The following is an 18,239-nucleotide window of genomic DNA, read 5'->3' on the forward strand; positions in this document are numbered from 1 at the left end:
AGCGCCGGCGCCAGCAAGGCATAGGCGTCGCTGATTTCCGCTACCTTGGTCTGGCCTGATCCGTGAAACGCGGCTGCGGCGAGGATCAGGATCGCTGCATTGACGAAAAGCGCAAGGCTGAGTGCCACCGTGCTGTCGATCGTAGCGAGCCGAATGGCTTCGCGTTTCCCGTGGTCGCTGCGGTCGAAGGCGCGCGTCTGTACGATCGATGAATGGAGGTAGAGATTGTGCGGCATCACCGTCGCGCCGAGGATGCCGATCGCGACGTACAGCATCGCGGGGTTGGTGATGATCTGCGGCGATGGCAGCAGCCCAGCGCCGATCGCCTTAATGCTTGGCTGCGCCCAGAGGAGTTCCACGGCAAAGCAGAGGGCGATGACGATCAGCAGCGCGACGATGACAGCTTCCAGCTGTCGAAAGCCGTGGCGCTGCAGCATGAGGATCAGAAACACATCGAGCGAGGTGACGAAGATCCCGCCCACGAGCGGAAGTCCGAACAGCAGCTTGAGCGCCACCGCCGTACCGATCACTTCCGCCAGATCGCAGGCGATGATGGCCAGTTCGCAGAGCAGCCAGAGGCCGATCCGGGGAGCCAACGGATAGCGGGCGCGACATGCCTGGGCGAGGTCCATTCCGGTGACGATGCCCAGTTTCGCCGAAAGGCTCTGGAGCAGCATCGCCATCAGGTTCGAAAGCAAGATGACCGACAGCAGCGAATAGCCGAATGCGGAACCGCCGGCGAGGCCCGTCGCCCAGTTTCCGGGGTCCATATAGCCGACCGCGACGAGATAGCCGGGGCCCGCAAAGGCACCCAGCTTGCGCCAGAACCCCGCGGCGGCGGGCACCGCGACGCTCCGGAACGCGCCCGGCAGGCTCGCCGCGTGGATCGCGGTCAAGCCCCCCGGCTCGCCCATTTCCCCCTCGAACGGTGGCATCAGCTGGCGGCGCTGAGCTTGATCGTGCCGTTGACGCCGGTGGGGAAGAAGCCGCCACGATCGACCGATGCCTTGTTGAGATACGCGATGTTGAGCACCTGGCCGGCGGAGCGGCTGAACGCCACGCCGTTGGAGTCGGTCGGCACGATGTTGGTGGCAGTGCCGATCGGACGAATACCCTGGTCTAGGTCGCTCGATCCGTCCAGGCTGTCGCGCGCGTTGGAAATGGCTTCGGTGGCATCGATGAGCGAGGGCGTCGTCAGCCCCTTGCGATAGAGCGTCGTGCGGATCAGCCCGGCGTGATAGGCCTCTGCGGCAAGGATGCCGGCTGCTGCCTCGAGATAGGTCTTGTTGGTGATCAGCGGCGAGGCGCCCTTGTAGGCGCTGACCCCGACATCTTCGAAGATAAAGGCCGCGAGCAGGAAATTCTCGTCGCTCGCATAGGGATCGAATGCCTGATTGGCACCGACCAGTCCGGCGGCGCGTGCCGCGGTCGAAAATGCGCCATTTACGTCGGCGGACAGGTCGAGATTGGGCTGAGCGACCGCGACGCTACCAAGGGCGCTGCGCAGAAAGGCGACGTGCGCCTGTTCGTCGCCGGCTATCTCCCGGGCATAGCGGGCCACGGCGTCGTCCTTGAAGGTGACCTGCCGTGCGCCGTTCGGTGCGCCGGCTTGACCTGTACCCGACAGCAGGCTGGCCGGCAGCGAAACGCCATTGGCCGCGAAAGAATAGAACTGCGCTTCTAGATATTCGAGATTCAGCGCGAAATTCAGCACGTCCTGATCGGAGAGCGCGCCGGACGGACTGGGGGTTGGGATCGGCGTAGGCGTAGGCGTGATCATGGATCCCGGCCCATCGTCATTGCTGCTGCACGCGGCGAGCATGGTAGCGCCCGCGACCGCGAAGCCGGCATTTTTCATGAAAGCCCGGCGCTCGGCGCGGCGAGCGTCGCACGCGTCCAGAACCTGGAGAACGATATCATGGTTCATGGCTGAAGCCTCCCTAGGACCGAGCGATCAGTTCGCTGCGCTGGTGACGATGGTGCCGTTGACGCCGTGGGGGAAGAATCCGCCGGCAGTGACGGCCGCCTTGTTCAGGTAGACGATGTTGAGGACCTGGCCCGTCGAGCGGCTATAGGCGAGGCCGTTGGCGTCGAGCGGCGCGATGTTGCTGGAGGTACCGATCGCGCGGATGCCCTGATCATCGTCACTCGCCCCGTCGAGACTGTCGCGCGCGTTTGAGATCGCCTCGGTCGCGTCCACTAGGCTCGGGGCCGCGATTCCCTTGGCATCGAGCGTCGTGCGGACGAGCGCGGCATGATACGCCTCGACCGCAAGGATGCCTGCCGCGGCCTCGAGAAACACCTTGTTGGTAATGAGCGGCGAGGCGCCCTTATAGGCGGTGACCCCGACATCTTCGAAAATGAACGCGCCGAGAAGGAAGTTCTCGTCGCTGGCATAGGGATCGAAAGATTCACCCGCGCCGATCAGTCCTGCGGCACGGGCTGCGTTGGAAAAGGCGCTGGTGGGAGACACCCCGATGTCGATCTGAGGTTGCCCCACGGCGGTAGCGCCGATGGCACTACGCAGAAACGCGACATGGGCGCGTTCGTCCGCGGCGATTTCCTGGGCATAGGCGGCGACCGCCGGATCCTTGAACGTCGCCTGGCGTGCGCCCACGGCGGCACCGATCTTGCCGGACCCGGTCAACAGGTCGGCGGAAAGGCCAACGCCGTTGGCCGCGTAGGCATAGAATTGCGCCTCGAGATATTCGAGGTTCAGTGCGAAATTGAGGACGTCGCCGTCCGTGAGGGTTGCCTGTGCGGCAGCACGCTGCACGCTTGTTGCCATGGCCAGCCCGCCACCGGCCACTGCAGTGAGCGCGAACGCCTTGAAGAATTCGCGGCGATCTTTTCGGCGTTGGGCTTGTTGCTGGAAAGCTTCGATAAGCTCGACTTCCTGGTTCACGGCGCATGCCTCCCTGATGGTAGCAAGGGTTCGAACCCGGGGCGTTTTCAAGCAGTTCCGGCTCGGCACGGGCTGGGTACGGTGTCGTACAAAATGTCCCCTGCCACGCGTTTTCATGCATCCGTGGCGCCGCACGTTCCGAAGCTTACAGGCAACGAGGAGAGGGTCGCGCCGATGCCGAAACCGAACGCCTGCTATGCGCCGGACATCCGCGGCAATCTGCTGCTGCGATCCCTCGCGCAAAGCGACGCGTGGTTGCTTATCCCGCACCTCTCCCGCCTTCCCTTCGGCCCACGGGAAAGCGTGGGCCGCACCTCCTGCGGGTCGGTCCAGATGATCTTCCCCGAGACGGCGGTCTTCTGTGTTCGTCAGACGCTTCTCAGCGATCGTCAGCCGGCCCTGGGCTTGGTCGGCCATGAGGGCGTGTTGGGTTGGTCGCTGCTGATGGGGGTGGAAGAAAGCTTCACGCTCGCAACCGTGGAGATGCAGGGCGGCACGGCTTTATCCATTGCGGCTGGGCCCCTGCTGGAGGCTTGCGCAAAGAGTGTGACGCTCCGCGCCAATCTGCTGCGGTACGCCGACAATTTTCTCGAGCAGATGGCCTCGATGCTCGGTTCGAACACGATCGATGCCTTGGAACGCCGCGTTGCCCGATGGATATTGATGCTCCACGACCGCAGTCAAGGCGATACGCTGTTGTTGACGCATGACGAGGTTGCACGCGCGCTTCACACACGGCGGGCGAGCGTGACCGAATGCTTCCATGTGCTTGAGGGCGAGAAGATACTCCGCTGCGAGCGAGCGCGCGTCACTATTTGTGATCGCGAGCGCCTAATGGTGCTGGCAGGATTTTCCTATGGCGCTGCCGAGGCGCGGTATGCTGCGGAAATTGCGCCTTGGCCGCGGGAACTGCAGCCTCCTCCTCTCTCGCAGGGTCAAGTCCGCTTCTCGCCGCCCGCCTGGCTGCCTTGATTGTACCGATGCGTCGGATTCCGTTCTAAACTTCCTCAGCGCGAAGACGTTGGCATCGACCGATTTTCACCCAAGAGCGGCTACTCGGCAGGCAAACTGGCCATGGCACGATTGTTCCACAGCACGGTGAATAGGCCCCTCGCCGGAGGCGAGGAGCCATCGGGTCAGATTTCGGTGTTTTCGGCAAGGGCAAGCGCGTCTTCCACGTCGATGCCGAGATAGCGCACCGTGTTCTCGATCTTGCTATGACCGAGAAGGATTTGGACTGCACGAAGGTTGCCGGTCGCCCTGTATATGATCGAAGCCTTCGTTCGGCGAAGCGAGTGCGTGCCATACTCGCTTCGCATCAGACCGACGCCGGTCACCCATTCATCGACAAGCCGTGCATACTGGCGGGTGCTGAGATGCCCACTATGATCAATCCTGCTCGGAAAGACATAATCGTCCACTGCGCCGCCCCGCCGTTCAAGCCACGCCAGCAGGCTAGTCCGAGCGTCTGGAAGCAATTCAAACTGAACCGGCCGACCGGTTTTCTGTTGCATCACGATCGCACGCGTTCGGATCTGCCCGCCGCTGACCAAGTCGCGGATCTTCATCTGTACCAGGTCGCAGCCCCGCAGTTTGCTGTCGATCGCCAGGTCGAACAGCGCCCGATCTCGCAAGCGGCGGCGCTGATTGAGGTAAAATCGGATCTCCCATATCTGTTTCGGTTTCAGCGCGCGCTTCGCACCAACGGTCCGTCCGGCATTCCAGACTGGGCGCTTTGTTGCGGTGAGTTCGGTTTCAGGCATCTCCATGATCATTCTCCGATGGCCAGAGTGGCCGTCCGAATAACGCTTTCGAGCCTCAGAAGCGGGAATCCCCCGAGGCACCTACCGACCAACTTAAGTCGTTCCCATCAGCGGGTGGAAACGACCGTGCCAGCCGCAAGCGGCCATCGGCAGCCCTAAACGCTCCACCGGCATTATCGCCCTGGAATCGTGATTCCGAACTGGCGGCACCCCTTCTAATTGCTGCTGCTCCCGTTGTGTGGTCGATAAAGCTCATGAGGGAGAACCCTGACTACAGAGTGCTGATGCATGAGGTCTGCGTCGGCCATGGCTGGTGTGGCGGGGGGCGCCAACAGCGTGCCAGCGCATGTAGACGATCTCGTCCCGCAAACGGCCTTGTAAGCGCTGAACAATTTGTGATCTGACTGCTTCAAGCGGAACGCATCGGTCTGCAGTCAGGTCTGCCAATAGTAGAATAATAACCATGCGATTCTATGGTTCTAGAAACGATATAATCGACGTTATTGCATCATTTTTGATGTAGAATGTTGCATTCGCGCCCAAGATTAAAAGTTGGATAATGGCTAATCCGGTAAATATAGTAGATAAAAATTCGCATTTATATGTCCGATTCTTCAGTATCGAACATTTTCGTGCAGTTCTGTGGCTGGGTGTTTAGGAAAATTTATCGAAGATTGTGGCTGTAGCGGCATTGACGGCGGAAGGGCGGTTACGTGGCAACCCTGCCGAGTGTCTCAGCGCGCCGCGCGCAGGGGCATGATTACGGAAACGCAAAGTCCGCCGTCAGACGGTTGCGTGCGTTCAACGCGAGCGTCGATCTGAGCGGCAAGGGCATCGAGTATGCGGCCGCCAGTGCCCGATGCCATTGTTGCGGACGTACCAACGCCATCATCTTGCACCCTCATAGCCAAGTGATCCGTGAAGGAGCCAAGGTTGACGACGATGGACCCACCCCTGGTGGGGAATGCATATTTCAGCGCGTTGATGATGAGCTCGCTTGCAATAAGCACCAGCACGCGGCGGGCGTGGCTGGAAAGCCATTGTTCCGACACGAGGCAACGGAGCCTGACAGGCTGCGGATGTTGACCGAAGAGCGTTACGAGCCCTTCCCCGATCGCGACGAGAAGCGCGGCACAAGGTGTTGGCACGCCGTCCGGCTTTTCTTCCGCGAGTGCCGCATAGGCAGCCGCCAGCTCGCGAGCGATTTGTGCATTCTTCGTGTTGTCGCAGGATTCGTCGATCGGCGATCGTATGCGCGTCAGTGCCGACGCCAGCTGCGACAGGTTTTTTGCGCGGTGCGCCGAGTCCTCGGCCCATATCGACGGGCGGGATTGCAAACCGGCAGCGTCGCCTGAAAATAATGGAGCGGTAGGGCTGAACAGATGGATGAGCGATCGTGAGTCGTTTCGCGTGTTATCTATCGCGGTTCGGGCGGCTTCAGTCTCTCGGTTCATCGGCGCTTACCCCCCTGGAGGAGGCCTTAAAGTACATCGAACGCGGATCGCGTTCATGATGAGGATTAAGATCGGGCAGGAGCCTGAACTATTATTCGCTTCGCTTCAGATCGTTCCTGCGTCCGGTGCCGCGAGGCGTGAAACGCTTGCGAAACCAGCGCGGCATCCGAAGGGAACCAGGCACGCCTTCTCGTCACGCCGTCGGCGCATCCCGCAAGGCCGGCATCTTCGCCCGAAGGATGAGCGCGGCGATGGAGGCCGTCACCTGCTCCGGAACGCCATAATGGAGAAAATAGCCCTGGCCTGAGACCAGGCGCAGCTCGGCCCCTGGAATGTCCCGAGCGAGACGCTCGGCATGCTTTCTGGGAAAGGTCACCCGATCGCCTTCGCCGGCCATGATGATCACCGGCAGTGCAAGTTCGGGGTAGCGGGGTGCGAGCGCCATCGCTGCTGGTATCATTAGCGCGCCTTCCGCCGCAGCTGCGCGGATCTGCGATGGGCGCAGCGCAAGTCCGACCGGGAAATCGGCCATCTTGTCGGAAACCGGCGCCGGGGCGAAGCTCGCCTTCAGCGCGATCGGTCCGGTGAGCAGCCCGGCGATTGGTGAGAGCGTCATTGCCATCAGATCCCCGACGACGGGAACTGCCGGCAAGGCTGCGGGCAGGACATCGGGCCGGATCGTGCCGTAATAATAGCCCGAGAGGAGCACCAGCCCCCCGACGATCTCCGGGTGGTTCAGCGCCAGCGCCAGCGCGACCATGGCGCCCCAGCTGTGCCCGACCACCACGGCGCGCTCCACGCCAAGCTGCACCAGCGCACGCGCGATGACGTCCGCCTGTGCGGCCGGCGTCCACAGGGTGAACCGTGGCCGGCTGCTATAGCCGAACCCCGGGCGATCGAACGCCAGCACGCGGTGATGTTCCGCAGCGAGCCCGAGAACGCCGCTGGCCTCGAAGTCCTGCAGCGTCATGCCGTTGCCGTGCAGCAGAACGACGGCCGGACCCTGACCGCGCTCGACATAATGGAGCCGCGTTCCGTCGATGTCGACGAACGCGCCGGCAGGCGGCGTCTTGGCTTCGGCGCGGCGCGCCTGGATCTGGTTGATCACGGCGCTCCCCACCAGTGCGGCGGCACCGGCTCCGAGCGATCGCGCGTGCCGGGCAACGAAGCTGCGACGTGCGGGCGTGGCGGCCGCGGCGCGCATCCGCGCGAGCTTCTTGTTGGGTTTCCGTGTCATGCGAAATGAACCATTGTGCAGTGCACAAAGTTGCACGCTTCTTCCGCCTTATACGGAGTCGCTTTCAGGGGGCGCAGCGGCTCGGGGAGATCGATCCTCTTCAGCCGCGTGTCGATTTAAGGGAGATGGCCGGATGAAGCTCGCGCGCAGTCGCCGGAACTTCCGGGCTATTCCGATCGCATGCCGCTGCCGACCCTGCTTCCGCAAAGGAAACCAGGCGTCCCGACTGGGCATCCCACAGAACGAGCCGCAAAGACTTCACGCTTTCAGCGAAGCCTAGACGGTTGAGATCCGCGAGTTCCGGTCGAGCGGCAAGGGCTGCCGGGAGACGGTAGAAGGGTATCCTGCTGCACAGGTGATGGAGGTGATGCAGCCCAATATTGGCCGTGAACCACCGCAGGATAGGCGGCAAAGCGTAATGGGAGCTGCCGAACAGCGCAGCTTCCTGGAAGCTCCACGCCCTGCCGGATTGCCAGTAGGTGTGCTCGAACTGGTGCTGGACGTAGAACAGCCACACGCCCACCGACGCCGCGATCAGGGTGATCGGCAGCTGGATGGAGAGGAACGTCCAGAAGCCCACGACATGGATAAGGCCGGCACACGCGGCCAGCAGCGCCGCGTTCGTACCCAGTGTGCTGATCCACGGGCGCCACCCGGCGTTCATCAATCCGATAGGCAGGCGGTGTTGCAGAAGAAAGACGAAGGCCGGCCCGAGCACGAACAGGGTGAACGGGCTGCGATACAGGCGATATCGCAGCCGTGCCCACGTTCCCAGGCTCGCGAACTCCTCGACCGTCAGGGTCGTCACGTCGCCGAAACCGCGCCGATCGAGATTGCCGGTGCCGGCATGATGCAGGGCGTGGGTGCGCCGCCAATATTCATAGGGCGTGAGGGTCAGCACGCCGATGCATCGGCCTACCCAGTCGTTGGCGCGCCGCCCGGTGGAAAAGGCACCGTGGCCGCAGTCATGCTGGATGAGAAAAAGGCGCAGCAGAAAGCCGGCGGCGGGAACCCACAGGAGCAATGCGAGCCTGAAGTGGATGTCCAGGGCAAACCACATCAGCAGCCAAAGGAGCATCAGCGGCACCACGCTGACGAGCAATTCCAGCAACCCGCGCCGGTCATCAGAGGTACGGAAGGCCGTCACCTTCCGGGTGACATCCTGTACGTCGATGTATGGCTGTTCGGCACTGGCATCGGCCGGGGTTGCGCTTCGCGCGGGTACGCCTGAGTGCATTTGGGGAAAACGTGCCTTCGGAAGGTCGGAGGGCTGCGACCGGCTTCGATGTTGTCAGGTCGGCCGGCCGGAAGGACTCAATGAACGAACGCCACGACACAAGGATGCTTTCGCGGGCGCGCCGCGTTATCTATGCCGAACCCCTCTCGCCCGGCAAGACACCGCCCAAATGAAGCATGCGGCTGCGGCCCGAATTGTTCAGGGCCCAGTGTACCGATGGGACGGCGTCGACGCTCTGCCGGATGCGTTCGGAATATCGATTTTGCCATTTCGCGATGGATGTCGGCAATTACGGGATCGCGCCAGGGCTAGGCGCGGGGAAGATCATTGCTCAAGCTGGCACGGATCATGTCGAGCAACATGATCGACGTTTGCCGCGTCTTCGCATCCTCGCCGCGTTCGAAGGCGATCTCTTCCTTCACGTCGGTCGCGGTTTCGACGATTTCGACTGCATCGGCCAGGCTGATAACGGACCGCGCGACCAGTCCGTGGAGGAGGCTTTCGACAAGGAGCATCGCCGCCTGGCCATGGGCGTCCGGGGGATCAGCGCGTCGATCCGCACGAAGATTCTCATTGTCGTTGGTGTTTCCGGCCATGGCGTCGCTCCTGCGCAGGCGAGAGCGTCGCGTCTCTCAGCCGCCGGAGCCTGAAGGTTGGGGCCGACGATCAGACAGGCATACGCCACCTGCCGTGGATTGCCATCACTAAGATCAACTTTGGACTATAACTTTGAGCAATATCCATGGCGATCGGGACGTGGGACTATGCAGGATGACGAACCGCTTCATCGACAAGCTGTCAGGCTTTGGGTCGCTCAGCCAGTCGGACGTCGATGCGCTGGCGGCCGCCACATCGCGGGCACGCAAGGTTGCGGCGCGAACGGATCTCATTCGCGAAGGCGATCGTCCGGGCCCCGTCTTCGTGATGCTGGAGGGCTGGGCCTGCCGCTACAAGATCCTGCCCAGCGGCTCGCGCCAGGTGCTGGCATATCTGATGCCCGGCGATTCCTGCGACCTGCACGTCGGGCTGCTGGCCGAGATGGACCACGGCATCCAGACGATAACGCCCTCCGTGGTCGCCACGATCGATCGGCCGCAAATGGACATGATCCTCGACAACCACCGCGCCGTGGCGAAGGCGATCTATCTGGCGCAGCTGGTGGATGAGGGCACGATGCGCGCGTGGATCACCAGCATGGGCCGGCGCTCCAGCATCGAACGCGTGGCGCATCTGATGTGCGAACTCTATCTCCGGGCCAGGAACATCGGGCTGACCTCGGACGCGCAGTTCGCCTTGCCGCTGTCGCAGCTGATGCTGGCGGACTCGCTGGGCATGACCCCCGTGCACCTCAACCGCGTTCTCAAGGAACTGCGGCTGTCGGGCACGATGTTGCTCAAGCGCGGTAGCCTCGCCATCACCGACCCGGCAAAGCTGATCCAGATCGCCGGCTTCGACGAGAACTACCTTCACCGGCGCCTGCGCAACGCCGCCTAGGCTGGGCCGGGGATCGGCCTCCGGGCGGGCTTGCGCGCCGCCCGGATCCCTCGTGCCGGAGGTCGGCCGGTTCTCAGGGGCGCAGGACCACCTTGATGACGCCGTCCTGCTTGTCGCGGAACTTCTTGTACATTTCCGGCGCCTCTTCGAGGCTGGCGGGGTGCGTCACCACGAAGCTCGGGTCGATATCGCCCGCCTCGATCCGCGCGAGCAGCGGCTTGGTATAGGCCTGGACATGCGTCTGGCCGGTCTTGATCGTCAGGCCCTTGTTCATCATCGCGCCGATCGGGATCTTGTCGCCCATGCCGACATAGACGCCGGGGATCGAGACCGTGCCGCCCATCCGGCAGCTCATGATCGCCTCGCGCAGCACGTGCACCCGGTCGGTCGCGAGGAAGGTCGCCGCCTTGACCTTGCCGACGACCGAATCGACCGCGCCGTGGCCCGAGGCTTCGCAGCCGACGGCATCGATGCAGCTGTCCGGGCCGCGTCCCTTGGTGCGGAACTGCAGCTCGTCATAGACGTCCTCGACCTTGCTGAAGTCGATGGTCTCGGCACCGCCGGCCTCGGCCATCGCCAGGCGCTCGGGGACTTCGTCGATCGCGATCACGCGGCCGGCACCCAGCATCAGCGCCGAGCGGATCGCGAACTGCCCGACGGGTCCGCAGCCCCAGATCGCGACCGTGTCGCCGGGTTCGATCTGGGCATTCTCGGCGGCCATGTAGCCGGTAGGGAAAATGTCGGAGAGGAACAGCGCTTGCTCGTCGGTGACGCTGTCGGGCACCTTGATCGGGCCGAAATCAGCCATGGGCACCCGGAGATATTCCGCCTGTCCGCCGCAATAGCCGCCCAGCATATGGCTGAAGCCGAACAGGCCGGCGGGCGAATGGCCCATCGCCTTGATCGCCATCTCGGCGTTGGGGTTGGTCCGCTCGCAGGCCGAGAACAGGCCCTTGCGGCAGAAGAAGCAGTTGCCGCAGCTGATCGTGAACGGCACCACCACCCGGTCGCCGATCTTGAGGTTGGTGACCTCGGCGCCCAAGGCGACCACGACACCCATGTTCTCATGGCCGAGGATGTCGCCCGCTTCCATCGTCGGCTGGTAGCCGTCGAGCAGATGAAGGTCGGAGCCGCAGATCGCGCAGGCCGTTATCTTGATGATCGCGTCCCGCGGATGTTGAATCTCGGGATCCTTGACGGTGTCGACGCGAACGTCGCCTTTTCCGTGCCAGCATAATGCGCGCATAGCCATTTCCTTTAGGACTACTCGGTCTGGCTAACAGTTCGGCGATGCGAAAGACCCGCACATAATGCGATCAACAGTAGGATTATCGACTAACATTCGTTTAGCCGACATCTGCTTGTATTTGCGAAATGACGTGGGGCTGCGCGGTGCAATCAATCTGACGACTGGAACTCATTCGCCCCTGTTCATATCGGCAAACCGATCATCGATGGCGCGTGCAAGCTGCTGCGTCGAATAGGGCTTTTGCAGCAGCTGAAAACCATGGGCACCCTCTTCGGCAAGGATGTGGCTGTAGCCGCTGGCCAGAATGACGGGAAGCTTGGGGTAGGTCTCCCGAAGGCGCTTGCCCAGCTCCAGACCACCCATGCCCGGCATCACCACGTCCGAGAAAACGACGTCGAAGCCGGCGCCGTCCTGCCCCAGGCGATGCAGCGCATCCTCGGCGCTGTACACAAGCAGCGTGCGATACCCCAGGTCGTCGAGCGCCTCGCGGGCGAAGCTGCCGACCTCTTCATTGTCCTCGACGATCAGGATCGACAGGCCGGCCTTGCGCGCGGCAGGTTCCTTGGTGCGCGGCGCTACCTCGGGCTCGGCGCCCGGCTCCGCTTGCGGAAGGTACAGGGTGAAGGTGGTGCCTTCGCCCGGCACGCTCTCGACATCGACGTCGCCACCCGATTGCTTGGCGAAACCGAACACCTGGCTGAGGCCGAGCCCGGTGCCCTTGCCGACCGCCTTGGTGGTGAAGAAGGGTTCGAAGACACGCTCCAGGATAGCTGGCTCGATGCCTGCGCCCGTATCGATCAGCGAAATGGCTGCGAAGGGGCTTTCGGATGCCGCATGGCCGCGAATGACGGGCTTCGGGACCGAACAGACGAGCCGAATCGTGAGCTGTCCATCCCCCGCCATGGCATCGCGCGCATTGACCGCCATGTTGACCAGCGCGGTCTCGAACTGGCTGACGTCGGCACGGACGATGCACGGCGTGTCGGGAAGGTCGAGGGCGATCGCAACCCGCTTCCCCGTGACCGAGTTGAGCATGTCGGCAACGGTGCGCAGCCGCTCGCCCACTTCGAAGGCGGCTGGATTGAGCGTCTGCCGCCGTGCAAAGGCGAGCAATTGGCCGGTCAGCTTGGCCGCGCGGTCGGCGGTGTCTCCGATCGCCTCGACATAGCGCGCGCGCCGCTCGGGCGGCAGGTCCGGGCGGCGCAGCAGATCGACCGAGCCCCGGATCACCGTCAGCAGATTGTTGAAGTCGTGCGCGACGCCGCCGGTGAGTTGGCCAACCGCATCCATGCGCTGGGAATGCCGCAGCGCCTCTTCGGACACCATCAGCTCGCGCGTCCGCTCCTCGATCCGGTGCTCGAGGGTCATGGCGAGATCGCTCAGCGCTGCTTCCCGGTCGAGCCGCTCGCGGCCGATCGAGAGGAACCGGGCAAAGCTTTCGAAGAACGAGATCGCCTCGTTCTCGAAGCGGTCGCGGCTGGTCGAGACGAACGAGATCACGCCGTAGAGCGTCGTGTCCGATTGCACCGGAAAGCCCGCATAGGCTCGCGTGCCGTTGCGCCGGCTGATCTCGGTGCGCGGATCGGTCGATTGCTGGACATGCTCGAGGATCAGCGGCGCGCGCTGCTCGGCGACCAGTCCGCATAGCGGCACGTCGACCGGGCAGACGTCCGCCAGCCATGCTCGGGTCTCCTCCTCCACGCCGGTGGACTGGAGCAGCCGCATCCGCGAGCAATCGTTGTTGAGGAGATAGCTGTAGCTCCGGTCATAGCCGAGGCTTTCCGCGCCGCTCGACAGGATTTCCTGCAGCACCTGATCGGGGTCGTCGGAGGACAGCAGCCCGGCCGAGGCGCGCGCGAGCAGGTCCAGCCGCTGCTCGCGCAGGCGCTCCTCGGTGCGGTCGCGCAGCACCTTCACGAAGCCGATCGCCTTGTCGTCCGCATCCCGTAGCGGCGTCATCTCGCCTTGCGCCCAGAAACGGCTGCCGTCGGCGCGCAGGTGCCAGCGCTCGTCATTGCCATGGCCGACCTCAAGTGCGCGGGCCATTTCGTGCGCCGGGCGCCCGATCGCGCAGTCCTCGGGGGTGAAGAACCGCTCGATGGTAGCACCCAGCATGTCCGCCTCGCGCCACCCCAGGATGTTCTCGGCGCCGGCGTTCCAGCGGGTCACGCGGCCCTCGCAGTCCATCGCGATGATCGCGAAGTCGGTCGCGCTGTCGAGGATCTGGCGATGCCGCGCCTCGCTTTCGCGCGTGACGTCGTTCGCCCGCGCACGCGCCGATGCCTGGTCGGCCTGTTCCAGCTGAAGCGCGATCAGCCGGGCGAACATCTCGAACGTCGGCAGGATCTCGTGCCTAGTCAGGTCCTGCGGCTTGGGATCGATCGCGCACAGCGTGCCGAAGAAGCGGCCGTCCGGCAGCACGATGGGCACCGAGATATAGCTCTTCAGCCCGTACAGAGCCGGTGTGGGATGGCTGGCATAGACGGGATCGGCGTCCACGTCTGGGATCACGACCGATTGGCGGTGCTGCCGGATCTCGTGGCAGATCGTCGTCTCGAGCTTGAGTGCATCGCCGGGCTGGAGGCCGAAGTTGATCTCGTCCCGTACGCTGCAGGCGACCCAGTGGTCGTCGGTGACGCGGGCGATCGCGGCGAATCCCATGCCGGTGATGCGGCAGACGGTGTCGAGCAGCGTCGGCACCACGTCGAACGCGCCGATCGTGGCGATATCGGCGGCGATCGGTTCGGGAAGGGAAGGATCTGCCACCATCATCGCTCTTTAACGCGCCGCGCTGCTTTTGGCAGGGGTCCTTTGCCGATGTCGCGTGTTCTAGCAAAATGAACGCTTCCACAATGCCTTATGCTATCGCGGTCGATGATGATCCGATGATCCTGCTCGATGTCACCGGAATCTTGGAGGATGCGGGCTTTCGCACCTACGAAGCCGATCACGGCGATGCCGCGCTCACCATGCTGCCGGGATGTGCCGACAACGTGATCCTGTTGTTCTCCGATGTGGACATGCCGGGCGGAACGAACGGGTTCGCCCTGGCGCGCCACGTTGCCGAACATTATCCATGGATCGAGATCGTTATCGCGAGCGGCCGCGTCACCCCCGGGCCGGGGGACATGCCGGAAAAGGCGACCTTTATCGGCAAGCCCTTCACCGCGGCGATGGTGCATGCGCATCTGCGCGACACGCTGCCGGATGGCAAGAAGCCGGAACCGCTCAAGGCCGCGATCTGAGGCCTGTCGCCACCTGAAACGGTGATGTGGGACGCCATTGGGTCAGCGACGAGATTTGGGGAGCGCGGCGTACCGTCACTCCCCCGATCCTGCTAAGCGATGGCGACCCGTGCCCGGTTCCGCCGCAGCGCGGTACCTATCCCGGCAAAGCCGAACAGCAGCATCGCCCAGGTCCCGGCCTCGGGCACCCCGGTCGGCTGGAAGGCGCGCCCGGAAAAGGTCGCGCCGTCGCTGACCCCGAAGGTACCCCGATCTGAATAGGTGCGTGCTGTCGTGCGGAAGATGTAGGTGGCGGTGGTTTCGGTGCCGGACAATGCGGCGGCGCTGTCGAGATTGATGCCGATCACCCCGCCTGCGGTATTGCGGTTGCCGGTTCCGAGACCGCCGCCGTTGTTCGCCGTGGTGAAGATGCCGCTTCCATCGAGATCGACATCGCTGAAGAGCGCCTCGACGCCGAAGTCACCGAAATTCGCCGCGGTGATGCTGCGGATGTCATCGCTCCCGATCTCGCCGCCTGCCGTTCGCTGAACCTGATAGTAGAAGTCGAGCGTGCCCAGCGTGTTGCGATAGACCGCCGCCCGCAGATCACCGGTGAAGGTCAGCGCGACGCCTTGAATTCGCTTCCAGTCGAGCAGCGTGCCCTGGGTCGACGCGTCGAAGCCGGTAAACGCCGTGTTCGAGCTGCCGGGCAGAAGAACGGCGGCAGAAGCCGGCCCGGCCAGCACAAGCGCAACGGTTGCTCCAAGCAATATCGCTGGACGCATAGTAGTATCCCTTCCTGTTGCATGAGCGTCGCACGGGGCCGTCGCCAATACGGTCCTCGACGATCAAGGGATTCTGCTTAGATTGAGAGCAGTCGCGCATTGTTAACCTGCATTGTGTTCCCTCACCCAGATCAGGGATTTCGTAGCTATTCGCCTCAAACGAGCGGGTATCCTCTGCAATGACGCCAGCAACCAGCGAATGCGCGCTTCCATGAGACCAGCAGACGCAGCGCGCTTTCGGCGAGCAGCGGGGCCTAGCCATGCGCATCCGGCACTTCGGGCTGCGAGGGAGCGTTGGCAGTGCCGCCATTGTCATTGGAAGTCGTGTGTTCGAACGACATTTATTCTGGAGCATAATGTCTCTCGGTGGTCCGGAGGTGCAATCACCGGCTGAGGATTTGCATTGTCTACGCCGAACGAAACATTCGCACCACAAACGCTGGGCAAGCGGAATGTTGATACCGATTAAGAGTCCTGCTGCGTCCTTTCGATACGAAGGACAGCGATGGCCAATGCTTTCGTCGATAAGCTGAGCGGATATGCTGCCCTGACTGCCGACGACCGCGCGGCCTTGGCCAAGGTGTGCGAAGGCGCGCGACCGGTTGCGGGGCGCTACGACCTCATTCGCGAAGGCGACAAGCCGGGAACGGTGTTCATCTTGCTCGAAGGCTGGGCTTGCCGCTACAAGTTGCTGCCCGAAGGCGGCCGACAAATCATGGCGGTCCTGATGCCCGGCGATTTCTCGGACACGCATGTCGCCGTGCTCGACGAAATGGATCATAGCATCGCCACGCTAACCCCGGCGCGGGTGGCATCGGTACAACGCGCGGAGATGGAAGCGCTGATCGCATCCAGCATGCTGATCACCAACGCCTTCTGGTGGTCGCAACTGGTCGACGAAGGCACGCTACGCGCCTGGATTGTCAGCATGGGGCGGCGCGGCAGCGTCGAGCGGGTCGCCCATCTGATGTGCGAAATCTATGTCCGGGCCCAACACATCGGCTTGGTCCAGGGGCCGCAGATCGAGTTCCCGCTCACCCAGATCGTCCTTGCCGATGCGCTTGGGCTAACCCCGGTGCACGTCAATCGCGTGCTGCGGACGTTGCGCATGGCGGGGGTGGTGCAGATCGGCCGCGGCACGCTCACGATCACCGACCCGGACAAGCTGGTGCAGATCGCCGGCTTTGACGACAATTACCTGCACCGCCGGCTCAAGCTCGCGGCCTAGCTGCCCTTCACCGGTGCCTCCGTGCCAGCCACCGGCGGACGCCGCACGGACATGATGGTGCTTGGTTCGGCGTCGCTGGTCCCCACCAAAGCGTCGAACTGGCAGGCCAGCGCCTCGACGATGCTGGTACCGAGCCCGGGCTTGTCGGAGGCCATGCACGTGCGACTGGGGCATGTTCCAGGCACCGCTCGCGATCAACAACCCGCCATCGTCGAGCAGCGGTGCGGCCATGGCCAGATCCCTGCCGTGAGAGTGTTGGCGGGCCGCGCTTGGCAGTCTTCATCGGCTAGGAGCATGCGTATCCGCAACGTGCGGGTCTGCACTGTCTCGGCATAGCTTCAGACAGATACGGCGCGATCCTTTGCCATTCATGGAAGATGATGGCCGCGCCTAACCTGGGTGAATACACTCGGAGATTGCGCTTTGATCCTGGATCACCATATTTTGTGCGACGCAGCATAGTTGCGACCCTGCCGCTCCCTGGAGCTTGTTTGAAGGACGCCACGATGCCCGGTCTTGCCGATACCCTTGCCCGCCTTTCCGCCCTCCGCGCCGCCAGCACCCCCGCCACGTCCACCGGTCCCGGCCGGCTGGCGCCACTCGGCGACTTCGGGCCGAACCCCGGCGGCCTTGCCGGCTGGAGCTATCTGCCCGCCGCACTGGCCGAGCGGCCCGCGCTGGTGGTGGTGCTTCATGGCTGCACCCAGACTGCGGCGGGCTATGACCGCGGTTCGGGCTGGTCGGATTGGGCCGATCGCCACGGCTTCGCGCTGCTGTTCCCCGAGCAGCAGCGCCAGAACAATCCCAATCTCTGCTTCAACTGGTTCGCGCCCGAGGACAGCCGCCGCGGCGGCGGCGAGGCGCTGTCGATCCGCACGATGGTCGCGGCGATGGTGGCGCGACACGGCATCGATCCCGCGCGCATCTTCGTGACAGGCCTGTCGGCAGGCGGCGCGATGGCGTCCGTGCTGCTCGCCACCTATCCGGACGTTTTCGCCGGTGGCGGGATCATCGCCGGCCTGCCCTTCGGATCTGCAACCTCGATGCCGCAGGCGTTCGAGCGGATGCGGGGGCAGGGTGGTCCGGACGCGGCGGGGCTGACCGCGCTGGTCCGCGACGCGTCGCGGCACCAAGGCCCGTGGCCGATCGTGTCGGTGTGGCACGGGACGGGCGACGCGACCGTCGCGCCGTCCAACGCGGGCGCCATCGTCGCGCAGTGGCGCGCGCTGCACGGTCTCCCCGAGGCGCCGACGCGTAGCGACCGGGTCGACGGCTATCCCCATCACCTTTGGGCGGACGGCGAGGGCCGCATCCTGCTCGAGGAATATCGGATCACCGGCATGGGCCATGGCACGCCGCTCGACACGGCCGGCGCCGAAGGCTGCGGCAGCAGCGGCGCCTATATGCTGGAGACGGGCATCTCTTCTACGGCCCATCTCTGCCGCTTCTGGGGCATCGCGGATCCCGACGCCCCGGCGCAGACCCTTGGCGACAGGGCGCGCGGTGCCCCCGCGAGGCCGGATCCAGCCCCTCCGTCCATGCTGGTGCCCGCAAATTCCACGCAGACACCTGCCGGTCGGGATATCGGGCGCGTGATCGAGGCGGCGCTGCGCGCGGGCGGGCTGATGCGCTAGGCGGAGGGCGCCGCTTAATTGGCGGCAGG

The 18,239-nt window shown here is 63.9% G+C and carries 17 protein-coding genes; 5 read left to right on the forward strand and 12 right to left on the reverse strand.

Annotated features, from left to right (window positions below; genetic code table 11):
• From QZ670_RS01725 to QZ670_RS01735, 3 genes are all read right to left on the reverse strand, one after another.
• The coding region (locus QZ670_RS01725; protein WP_294251203.1) for an Nramp family divalent metal transporter at positions 1-935 on the reverse strand (935 nt) is incomplete at its 3' end.
• Entirely contained in the window at positions 935-1,927 is a 993-nt protein-coding gene (locus QZ670_RS01730; RefSeq protein ID WP_294251206.1) for a ferritin-like domain-containing protein, read from the reverse strand. The genes QZ670_RS01730 and QZ670_RS01725, both read right to left, overlap by 1 nt.
• A gap of 27 nt (positions 1,928-1,954) precedes the next feature.
• Positions 1,955-2,905 (reverse strand): ferritin-like domain-containing protein, encoded by a 951-nt coding sequence (locus tag QZ670_RS01735; protein ID WP_294251210.1) that lies wholly within the window; start codon positions 2,903-2,905, stop codon positions 1,955-1,957.
• Between QZ670_RS01735 and QZ670_RS01740 the strand changes: the two genes are divergently transcribed.
• Entirely contained in the window at positions 2,864-3,877 is a 1,014-nt protein-coding gene (locus QZ670_RS01740; protein ID WP_294251213.1) for a Crp/Fnr family transcriptional regulator, read from the forward strand. The genes QZ670_RS01735 and QZ670_RS01740 overlap by 42 nt on opposite strands.
• Positions 3,878-4,041: 164 nt before the next feature.
• Here QZ670_RS01740 and QZ670_RS01745 read toward each other — a convergent pair whose 3' ends face one another.
• The 5 genes from QZ670_RS01745 to QZ670_RS01765 all read right to left on the reverse strand — a co-directional run bounded on the left by QZ670_RS01745 (position 4,042) and on the right by QZ670_RS01765 (position 9,192).
• Positions 4,042-4,674: a tyrosine-type recombinase/integrase gene (locus QZ670_RS01745; protein ID WP_294251956.1), complete on the reverse strand. Its 633-nt coding sequence runs from the start codon at positions 4,672-4,674 to the stop codon at positions 4,042-4,044.
• A gap of 728 nt (positions 4,675-5,402) precedes the next feature.
• Complete coding sequence (locus QZ670_RS01750) at positions 5,403-6,122, reverse strand: ATP-binding protein (protein WP_294251216.1); 720 nt, start codon at positions 6,120-6,122, stop codon at positions 5,403-5,405.
• 193 nt (positions 6,123-6,315) lie between these two features.
• The gene (locus QZ670_RS01755; protein ID WP_294251219.1) at positions 6,316-7,359 is read right to left on the reverse strand and encodes an alpha/beta hydrolase; all 1,044 of its coding nucleotides are present in this window, start codon (positions 7,357-7,359) and stop codon (positions 6,316-6,318) included.
• 100 nt (positions 7,360-7,459) lie between these two features.
• Positions 7,460-8,506: a fatty acid desaturase gene (locus QZ670_RS01760; RefSeq protein ID WP_294251221.1), complete on the reverse strand. Its 1,047-nt coding sequence runs from the start codon at positions 8,504-8,506 to the stop codon at positions 7,460-7,462.
• A gap of 398 nt (positions 8,507-8,904) precedes the next feature.
• Positions 8,905-9,192, reverse strand: a complete 288-nt coding sequence (locus QZ670_RS01765) for a hypothetical protein (RefSeq protein ID WP_294251224.1) — start codon at positions 9,190-9,192, stop codon at positions 8,905-8,907.
• Positions 9,193-9,367: 175 nt separating this feature from the next.
• On the opposite strand from QZ670_RS01765, the gene QZ670_RS01770 reads away from it, so the two are divergent.
• A complete protein-coding gene (locus tag QZ670_RS01770) occupies positions 9,368-10,090 on the forward strand; it encodes a Crp/Fnr family transcriptional regulator (protein WP_294251227.1) in 723 nt (240 codons plus the stop codon).
• A gap of 73 nt (positions 10,091-10,163) precedes the next feature.
• Here the strand turns inward: QZ670_RS01770 and QZ670_RS01775 are convergent, their stop codons facing one another.
• Both QZ670_RS01775 and QZ670_RS01780 read right to left on the reverse strand, forming a co-directional pair.
• Positions 10,164-11,336 (reverse strand): zinc-dependent alcohol dehydrogenase, encoded by a 1,173-nt coding sequence (locus QZ670_RS01775; RefSeq protein ID WP_294251232.1) that lies wholly within the window; start codon positions 11,334-11,336, stop codon positions 10,164-10,166.
• 171 nt (positions 11,337-11,507) lie between these two features.
• Entirely contained in the window at positions 11,508-14,105 is a 2,598-nt protein-coding gene (locus QZ670_RS01780; RefSeq protein WP_294251235.1) for a GAF domain-containing protein, read from the reverse strand.
• A gap of 86 nt (positions 14,106-14,191) precedes the next feature.
• On the opposite strand from QZ670_RS01780, the gene QZ670_RS01785 reads away from it, so the two are divergent.
• Positions 14,192-14,584 carry a response regulator gene (locus tag QZ670_RS01785; protein ID WP_294251238.1) on the forward strand — a complete coding sequence of 131 codons (393 nt, stop codon included), beginning with the start codon at positions 14,192-14,194 and terminating at the stop codon, positions 14,582-14,584.
• Between the two features lie 92 nt (positions 14,585-14,676).
• Here the strand turns inward: QZ670_RS01785 and QZ670_RS01790 are convergent, their stop codons facing one another.
• The gene (locus tag QZ670_RS01790; RefSeq protein ID WP_294251241.1) at positions 14,677-15,348 is read right to left on the reverse strand and encodes a PEP-CTERM sorting domain-containing protein; all 672 of its coding nucleotides are present in this window, start codon (positions 15,346-15,348) and stop codon (positions 14,677-14,679) included.
• A 505-nt stretch (positions 15,349-15,853) separates the two neighbouring features.
• Here QZ670_RS01790 and QZ670_RS01795 point away from each other — a divergent pair.
• On the forward strand, positions 15,854-16,576 hold the full coding sequence (locus tag QZ670_RS01795; protein ID WP_294251244.1) for a Crp/Fnr family transcriptional regulator: 723 nt from the start codon (positions 15,854-15,856) through the stop codon (positions 16,574-16,576).
• Here the strand turns inward: QZ670_RS01795 and QZ670_RS01800 are convergent.
• The gene (locus QZ670_RS01800; protein WP_294251246.1) at positions 16,573-16,731 is read right to left on the reverse strand and encodes a hypothetical protein; all 159 of its coding nucleotides are present in this window, start codon (positions 16,729-16,731) and stop codon (positions 16,573-16,575) included. The genes QZ670_RS01795 and QZ670_RS01800 overlap by 4 nt on opposite strands.
• 351 nt (positions 16,732-17,082) lie before the next feature.
• Here QZ670_RS01800 and QZ670_RS01805 point away from each other — a divergent pair, with 351 nt between their 5' ends.
• Positions 17,083-18,210 (forward strand): PHB depolymerase family esterase, encoded by a 1,128-nt coding sequence (locus QZ670_RS01805; RefSeq protein ID WP_294251249.1) that lies wholly within the window; start codon positions 17,083-17,085, stop codon positions 18,208-18,210.
• The last annotated feature ends 29 nt before the right edge of the window (positions 18,211-18,239 follow it).

Source organism: uncultured Sphingomonas sp., from assembly GCF_913774285.1.
Classification (GTDB): Bacteria; Pseudomonadota; Alphaproteobacteria; order Sphingomonadales; family Sphingomonadaceae; genus Sphingomonas.

Coding starts and splice junctions, on each gene's coding strand:
- QZ670_RS01805 (WP_294251249.1), top strand. CDS start 17,083: ATGCCCGGTCTTGCCGATACCCTTGCCCGCCTTTCCGCCCTCCGCGCC.
- QZ670_RS01765 (WP_294251224.1), bottom strand. CDS start 9,192: ATGGCCGGAAACACCAACGACAATGAGAATCTTCGTGCGGATCGACGC.
- QZ670_RS01795 (WP_294251244.1), top strand. CDS start 15,854: ATGGCCAATGCTTTCGTCGATAAGCTGAGCGGATATGCTGCCCTGACT.
- QZ670_RS01770 (WP_294251227.1), top strand. CDS start 9,368: ATGACGAACCGCTTCATCGACAAGCTGTCAGGCTTTGGGTCGCTCAGC.
- QZ670_RS01800 (WP_294251246.1), bottom strand. CDS start 16,731: ATGGCCTCCGACAAGCCCGGGCTCGGTACCAGCATCGTCGAGGCGCTG.
- QZ670_RS01730 (WP_294251206.1), bottom strand. CDS start 1,927: ATGAACCATGATATCGTTCTCCAGGTTCTGGACGCGTGCGACGCTCGC.
- QZ670_RS01750 (WP_294251216.1), bottom strand. CDS start 6,122: ATGAACCGAGAGACTGAAGCCGCCCGAACCGCGATAGATAACACGCGA.
- QZ670_RS01745 (WP_294251956.1), bottom strand. CDS start 4,674: ATGGAGATGCCTGAAACCGAACTCACCGCAACAAAGCGCCCAGTCTGG.
- QZ670_RS01790 (WP_294251241.1), bottom strand. CDS start 15,348: ATGCGTCCAGCGATATTGCTTGGAGCAACCGTTGCGCTTGTGCTGGCC.
- QZ670_RS01785 (WP_294251238.1), top strand. CDS start 14,192: ATGCCTTATGCTATCGCGGTCGATGATGATCCGATGATCCTGCTCGAT.
- QZ670_RS01775 (WP_294251232.1), bottom strand. CDS start 11,336: ATGCGCGCATTATGCTGGCACGGAAAAGGCGACGTTCGCGTCGACACC.
- QZ670_RS01755 (WP_294251219.1), bottom strand. CDS start 7,359: ATGACACGGAAACCCAACAAGAAGCTCGCGCGGATGCGCGCCGCGGCC.